Origin of the sequence: Streptomyces sp. NPDC002265 (assembly GCF_040296125.1) — a bacterium.
Classification (GTDB): Bacteria; Actinomycetota; Actinomycetes; order Streptomycetales; family Streptomycetaceae; genus Streptomyces.
Genome location: NZ_JBEOWS010000667.1, coordinates 1 through 1,822 on the forward strand (window position 1 = coordinate 1; position 1,822 = coordinate 1,822).

The window sequence follows — 1,822 nt, forward strand, 5'->3', positions numbered from 1 at the left end:
GTCCCCGGCGTCCTACTCAATGTCGGGTTCTGGTGGCACCAAGACTCCGCGACGTCAACCGGACGGCCGTAGCCCGATTTTCTCCCCTTTGGGGAGTCGCCGTCAGGGGATCGGATTACTCAATGGGCAAGTCAAGTGCCGCCGAGGGCGATCAGTAGCCGAAGAAGTGATTGGCCGCCTTTCCAACCTGCACGCCCTCCGGCTGTCGGCCGCATGACCTGGGCGTTAGCGGTCGGCCGCTGTCGTCGTCTGTCACCCCTGGCCACCCTCAGACGGCCCAGCAACGGCCCGAGAGCCTTCGGTGTCGCGCCCTGCGATGATCTCCCGGTGAGCTATCCCGCAACGGACGAACTGTCGTCAGCAGAGCGCGCATTCATGATCAACGCGACGGAGATCGATATCCTGCCCGGCGTTCGGGGAGACCTGGACGAACCGTTGGCATCCGCCGACCCCACTGAGCTTGCCGCAATCCTTCTGCCGCTCATCGACAGAGGCTGGATCGAAGTCTGCCGGCTCATTGCCTGGACCGCTCCCGATGGCGAGCCGGGACTACAGCCCGGCCCTTCCATCCCGCGATACGACCTTCCTGCCTTGCTGGCAGACGCTGACAACTGGGAGTACCTGGACGACGGCGAGTGGCTGGGTCGTCTCACGCTTGTCCTCACGGAAACGGGACAGTTGATTCCCCGGTGACCTTGGCGACACCCGCTTTAGGAGTGAGGTGAGGTGAGTTGGGGCCTGACCTGCGACATTCAGACTTCCACGGATGCAGGCTGTGTACGCTGCCAGCATCCGCACTTCCCCGTGACTCCCCGCCCGATCTGGCACGGTTGTGGCACGGCCCACCCCCTCGATGCGAACTATGGGTGCGGCGGTTGCTGCTGCCACCTCTGCTTGAACCGGGGAGCTGTGACGTGTTGCGGTGCGGTGATCGAGCCGCGATTTCCCCTGGGTCTCCGGCGGAAACCGTCAGAACTGGCGCGGCTGTGGCACGAGACTGAGGCACGCGCCAAGAGACAGTTAGTCTCCGGATGTACCGAAAATGCCGATGTGGGTGGGTTCGCCGTCCGAGTAGAGGAGCACATAAAGTCCGGTCCAACGCAGCTCATGCTCGTCCAGCAGAGTCGTGTCCTTATCTCTGCGTGACCTGGGGTAGGAGGCCTCGTTGGCGCGAGCCATTGCACCCTCGTACTGGTGCAGGGTTGGCTGTTCCGTTCCGAAGTGATGTATCAACCGGTCAGGTCCGAGCGGGCGCAGAGTGTTGTAGTCCCAGTCTCTTATGCCCGGAGCCGCGGGTGTGTCGACGATGCGGTAGACATCCAATATCGAATGGGTGCCTGCTTCGCCCATGAACTCTTCGTCGGCGTAGAGCTCTTCGCGACTCTTGTACTCCTCACCGTCGCCGTAGAGCTCCTGAAAGACCTCCTCGTGCAGGGCTTCGAGCGTGGCCTCAATGCTCCCGTGGTACGGGGTGACATACTCCCAGCCAGTGGCGCCCATCGCCTGCCCTCCATAGCTCACGATTACTTCGACCTCACAGTAGGGCCAGGTCCGACAACCCACACTGAACTGCCCAAGCAAACTGGCGTACGTCTGGATCCCGGTCGGTGTGGAGGGGCTGTGGGCGGGAGCCGCCGCGTAGCTAGTTTGCAAGATCGCGTATGCGCACCCATCCCCTTCTCAAAGTCTGGCGTGGCCGCGTGGTCTACAGTCCCTGCTCATGACTGATATAGGCAGCATGCTTGACCTCGCAAGCCGTCGACGCGGTAGAGGCTTCCACTTCTACTACTTTGGCGGATCGGGTTGGGTGGTGGGACTGCTC

2 protein-coding genes are annotated in these 1,822 nt (G+C 62.4%); one reads left to right on the forward strand and one right to left on the reverse strand.

Translation table 11 applies throughout. From position 1 onward, the window contains the following. Positions 1 to 327: 327 nt before the first annotated feature. Positions 328 to 693, forward strand: coding sequence for a hypothetical protein (locus ABT085_RS46120; RefSeq protein WP_351623170.1), 366 nt, complete (start codon positions 328 to 330; stop codon positions 691 to 693). A gap of 327 nt (positions 694 to 1,020) precedes the next feature. Here the strand turns inward: ABT085_RS46120 and ABT085_RS46125 are convergent, their stop codons facing one another. Then, positions 1,021 to 1,500, reverse strand: coding sequence for a hypothetical protein (locus ABT085_RS46125; RefSeq protein WP_351623172.1), 480 nt, complete (start codon positions 1,498 to 1,500; stop codon positions 1,021 to 1,023). Positions 1,501 to 1,822: the final 322 nt, after the last annotated feature.